Here is a 5,065-nt window from a genome sequence, read left to right as displayed (position 1 = left end):
GGCTCGCTGGCCTGCGCGCTGGCCTGGTCCACCGCCACCCTGATCGCGGGCCGCGCCGTCATGGGCCTGGCGATCGGCATCGCCGCCTTCACCGCGCCGCTCTATCTGTCCGAGATCGCGGGCGAGAAGGTGCGCGGCGCGATGATCTCGACCTACCAGCTCATGATCACGGTGGGCATCTTCCTCGCCTTCCTCAGCGACACGCTGTTCAGCTATTCCGGAAACTGGCGCTGGATGTTCGGCATCGTCGCCGTGCCCGCCGCCCTGTTCCTGGTCGGCGTGCTGTTCCTGCCCTACAGCCCGCGCTGGCTGATGATGAAGGGCCGCCGGCAGGAGGCGCTGGACGTCCTGCGCACCCTGCGGTCCAACCCGCAGGACGCCTCGCGCGAGGTCCGCGACATCGGCCTGCAGCTTCAGCAGAAGCAGCGCGGCTTCGAGATGCTGCGCCACAACCGCAATTTCCGCCGCTCGGTGGCGCTGGGCATCCTGCTGCAGATCATGCAGCAACTGGCCGGCATCAACGTGGTCATGTACTACGCGCCGCGCATCTTCGCGCTGGCCGGCTTCTCCGGCACCGCGCAGCTCTGGTGCACCGCCATCGTCGGGTTGGTGAACATGCTGGCGACCTTCGTGGCCGTCGGGCTGGTCGATCGCTGGGGACGCAAGCCGATCCTCTATACCGGCTTCATCGTCATGACCCTGGGCATGGGCACGCTGGGCCTGGTCATCGGCCACGGCGTCGCCAGCCAGACGACGCAGATCCTCGCCGTCTTCATGCTGCTGGTCTACATCACCGGCTTCGCCATGTCGGCCGGCCCGCTGATCTGGGTCCTGTGTTCCGAGGTCCAGCCCCTCAAGGGCCGCGACCTGGGCATCGCCTTCTCGACGCTGACCAACTGGCTCAGCAACATGGCGGTCGGCGCGACCTTCCTGTCGCTGCTGCACGCGCTGGGCGGGGGGATGACCTTCGGCCTGTTCGCCGCCTTCAACGCCCTGTTCATCGTCCTGACCTGGCTGTTCGTGCCGGAAACCAAGGGCATGACGCTGGAAGCGATCGAACAGCGCCTGATGGCCGGCGTACCGCTGCGCGACCTGGGCCGCGCCCGGCATCACACGCCGTGACGAACGGGGGCGGCGCCGGCACCGCGCCGCCCCGTTCATTCCCGATCGGATGACGCTCCGGCAATCTAGTGTCCTGCGGAAAGAGCACTCTTTCCGGTTTCGTGACAAAATTTTGCCGACATATTTTGTAACGCATAAGAAACAATATCTGTTTGTTTCTATTTTACATTATGTTGCGAAAGTTTCAGGAAACGCACATAATGGAACGAACGTCTTTCATATCTGTTCGGCGTCGGAATATTTTCCTTCTGGCCTTCACGGCAATGAGCGGGACACTCTCTCCCGCCTTCGCCCAGAACGCGGCGACGCCGCCGCATGCGCATGCGGCCCGCACGCACCATGCCAAGCCGGCCGTGAAAGCCCAGAAATCGGCTGCGGTTGCGCAACCTGCTTCCGTCGTTCCGCCCCCACGGTCGGCCAATGCGGTGGCCATGGTGCAGACGGCGGCCATACCGACGGTCCCGGCCGAGGCCGAAAATGTCGTCGTGACCGGCTCTCTGATCCGCGATCCGAATTTCCGCAGTGCCTCCCCCATGACGCACCTGACCACCCGCGACCTGCAAATGCGCGGCATCACCACGGCGGCGCAGGCTTTGCAGCAATTGGCTTCCAACGGCTCGGGCAATCTGCCGGCCTCGTTTTCCTCCAACGGCGCCTTCGCGGCAGGCGCATCGGCACCGTCGCTGCGTGGCCTGACGACGGACTCGACCCTCGTGCTCATGGACGGACAACGCCTGGCCTACTATCCGCTTTCCGACGATGGCGAACGTAACTTCGTCGACGTCAACTGGATGCCGATGTCGATCATGCAGGCGGTCGACGTCCAGAAGGACAGCGCGTCCGCCACCTACGGCGCCGATGCCGTCGCGGGGGTGATCAACTTCATCACCCGCAAGGAAATCAAGGGTTTCGAAGCCAATGCCGAAGGCGGCTTAAGCGGCCAGGGCGATGCCGGCCACCAGCGCCTCTACGCCACCTATGGGCATGGCGACCTCGATCGCGACAACTACAATTTCTACGTCAATGCCGAATACCAGAATGACGACATGCTGTACAACCGGCAGCGTGGCTACCCCTACGATACCGGCGATCTGACTGGCATCGGCGGCTATAACGCCAATCCCAACGCGATCCAGGCCGATGGCTCGGTCGTCGGCATCGGATCGACCACCACGGCGCTCGTACGCCCGGTGTCGGTCGGTGCGGGGGGCACCCTTACACCGCTCGGCGGGCTTCAACCCCTCGGCGGCGGTTGCGGAAACCTGACCACCCACAATGTGCCGGCCGGCGCCTTTCCCGGCAGCACCGGCAATTTCGCAAACACCGTGTGCGAACAGAACCTGGTGGGCAACTACCGGGTGATCGACCCCGAAGATCGCCGCATCAGCACGACCGCCCATTTCACCACCCGTCCGTGGGAACGCGCCGAACTGACGGCGATGTTCACCTATGCGCAGAACACAAGCTATAATACGGGCGCGGGCACCAGTGGGGCGCCTGTCAGCATCCGCTCGCAAAGCCGTTCGGGCGACATCAGCTTCGCCAACATCACGCTTCCGGCGATGCTGTCCAATGGACAACCGAATCCTTACGATCCATGGGCCGCGCAGGGCCAGCCGGCGCAGATCTTCTATCTGTTCGGCGACCTGAACCCCAGTTCCACCCAGTTCAACCAGGCCTATCGCGGCTCCGTCCGCCTTTCGGGGTGGGAGCCCTCGAACTGGGGATCGGACTGGAAATATAACGCATCGTTCGTCGGCATGACGGATGACCTGGAATATGACCGGAACGGCTATCCGATCTTCAGCCGCGTCCAGCAGGCGATCAACGACGGCAGCTATAATTTCCTCGACCCGTCACAGAACTCGGCCGCCATCCGCAACTGGATCGCGCCGCGATCGGTGCAGCATTCGGATTCCTCGGAATATTCGGGCGAGGCGACCCTGCAGAAGGGCCTGTTCCGCCTGCCGGGCGGCATGGTCAACCTGGTCATCGGCGGCAACATTCGCTACGAATCGCTGAACAACCCCAGCGCCAACCCCGACGACCCGAGCAATCCGAGCGCCCAGTACATGGGCATCAACGGATTTTACGCGAAGGGCAGCCGCTGGGTCGAATCCGGCTTCTTCGAAACGAATATCCCGGTCGTCAAATATTTCAGCGCCGACGTATCCGGCCGTTACGACAATTACTCGGTCGGGTACGACCATTTCTCGCCCAAGGTCGAAGCCCTGGTGAAGCCGGTCAAGGAATTCACGCTACGCGGCACCTTCTCGAAGGGCTTCCGCGTGCCGAGCTTCGCCGAGACCAACAGCCAGACGATCGGATACATCACCTACAACCCGGCCGGCGATCCGAACGCGGCGGCATTCCTTGCCCAGCACCCGAATGCCTCGGGCACGGGGCCGGACGCCTATGCGCAGTCATACAGCCTGGCGCTCAACACGGTCGGCAATCCCGCCGTCAAGCCCGAACTGTCGACCAGCTTTACCGGCGGCGCCGTCATCCAGCCGACGCGCTGGCTCAACATGAGCGTCGATTATTATTACATCAAGAAAGACAATTATATCACGACCGCAAACCAATCCACGGCCCTGGCGGCGTATTACGCCGGCGCCGGCATGCCGTCGGGCATCTCGGTCATACCCGACGTCGCCGATCCGGACCATCCCGGCGCGATGGCCCGTCCCGGGATCGTCAATCTCGGCTACATCAACGGCGCCACCCTGGTGACCGACGGGCTGGACCTCGCGCTGGACGCCAATGTCCCGCTCCCGGGCAAGCTGTCGAAGATAAAATGGTACAGCAAGGGCGAGGCCACATACGTCTTCCGCTACAACATCACCTATCCGGGTCTCGGCACCGAACGTTTCGCGGGCACGCTCGGACCGGCCAATACGACCTCGGCGTCGGGAACCCCCCGCTGGCGCGCCAACTGGGCCAACACCTTCACTTATGACAAGCTGTCGCTGACCACGACCGTCTATTACACCAGCGGCTACAAGCTGACCGCCGAGGACTATACCGGTCCGGGCACGCGCAACGACTGCGCGCAGGCCGCCACCGGCTTCGCGGGCGAAACGACACTGGACGGCAGCCCGATCCGCTGCAATGCCTCCCATTTCTGGGACATCGACCTCACGCTGGCCTACCGCTTCAACAAACGGTTCACGGCTTATGCCAACATGTACAATGTCGCCAACTGGAGGCCCCCGCTGGATCTGGGTACCTATGGCGGATATCTGTACAACCCGGCCTGGGCAGGAGCCGGCATGCTGGGCCGCGCCTTCCGCTTCGGCGTCAACGTGACGCTCTGAGCCAGGTCTTTTCCGGCATCTTCACCCCCGTTCAAACGATTCCATTTGAACGGGATCTGCTTGCATAACGGCTGCACTGTCGCTGTATGCGAGGCCGGACCGTCGAGCCGGGGGCCCCGTCAGACGCCGAACGTCTCGGCATACAGCGTCAGCGCCCCGGCCGCGTCGACATCCACCGCCACCGCCTGCGCCGGATGGACGTCCCAGGCCGGCAGGGGCGGGCAGGGCACGCCGTCCGGCTTCTGGATCGTCTGGCCGTCGGCGATTCCGCCGCACGCCACGCGGACCGGCCCCCGCCGCAGGGTGAAGAGATGCGGCGCCATCACCTGGATCACCGCCAGGCTGTCATGGGCGAAGATCCCGGCCAGCCCGCGCGACCGCTCGTGGAATGCCTGGTAGAAGCGCGACACGGCGCGCAGGAACGCCCCATCCGCGCCCGCCGCCCCCAGCCGGTCCAGATAGGCGGCGTCCATCACCACATGCTGCGTCACGTCCAGCCCCAGCATCGTCACCGGCCAGGGCGCGGTCACCACCCGGTCCGCCGCCTCGGGGTCGGACAGGATGTTGGCCTCGGCCACCGGCGAGACGTTGCCCCGATGGCCGCGCGTGCCGAACGCCCCGCCCAT

3 protein-coding genes are annotated in these 5,065 nt (G+C 64.4%); 2 read left to right on the top strand and 1 reads right to left on the bottom strand.

The genetic code is table 11. The annotated features are described in order from the left end of the window. Positions 1 to 1,122: sugar porter family MFS transporter (locus HUK84_RS10070; protein ID WP_176640173.1), on the top strand; the 1,122-nt coding region annotated here is incomplete at its 5' end. A 263-nt stretch (positions 1,123 to 1,385) separates the two neighbouring features. Next, the gene (locus HUK84_RS10065) at positions 1,386 to 4,439 is read left to right on the top strand and encodes a TonB-dependent receptor plug domain-containing protein (RefSeq protein WP_246285593.1); all 3,054 of its coding nucleotides are present in this window, start codon (positions 1,386 to 1,388) and stop codon (positions 4,437 to 4,439) included. Between the two features lie 119 nt (positions 4,440 to 4,558). Here HUK84_RS10065 and HUK84_RS10060 read toward each other — a convergent pair. Next, positions 4,559 to 5,065 (bottom strand): nucleoside hydrolase (locus tag HUK84_RS10060; RefSeq protein WP_176640171.1); only part of this gene is annotated, 507 nt, incomplete at its 5' end.

It is taken from the genome of Nguyenibacter vanlangensis (assembly GCF_013376155.1).
GTDB lineage: Bacteria > Pseudomonadota > Alphaproteobacteria > Acetobacterales > Acetobacteraceae > Gluconacetobacter > Gluconacetobacter vanlangensis.
The sequence above is the reverse complement of the archived record's forward strand: the minus strand, read 5'-3'. Positions and strand labels throughout refer to the sequence as shown.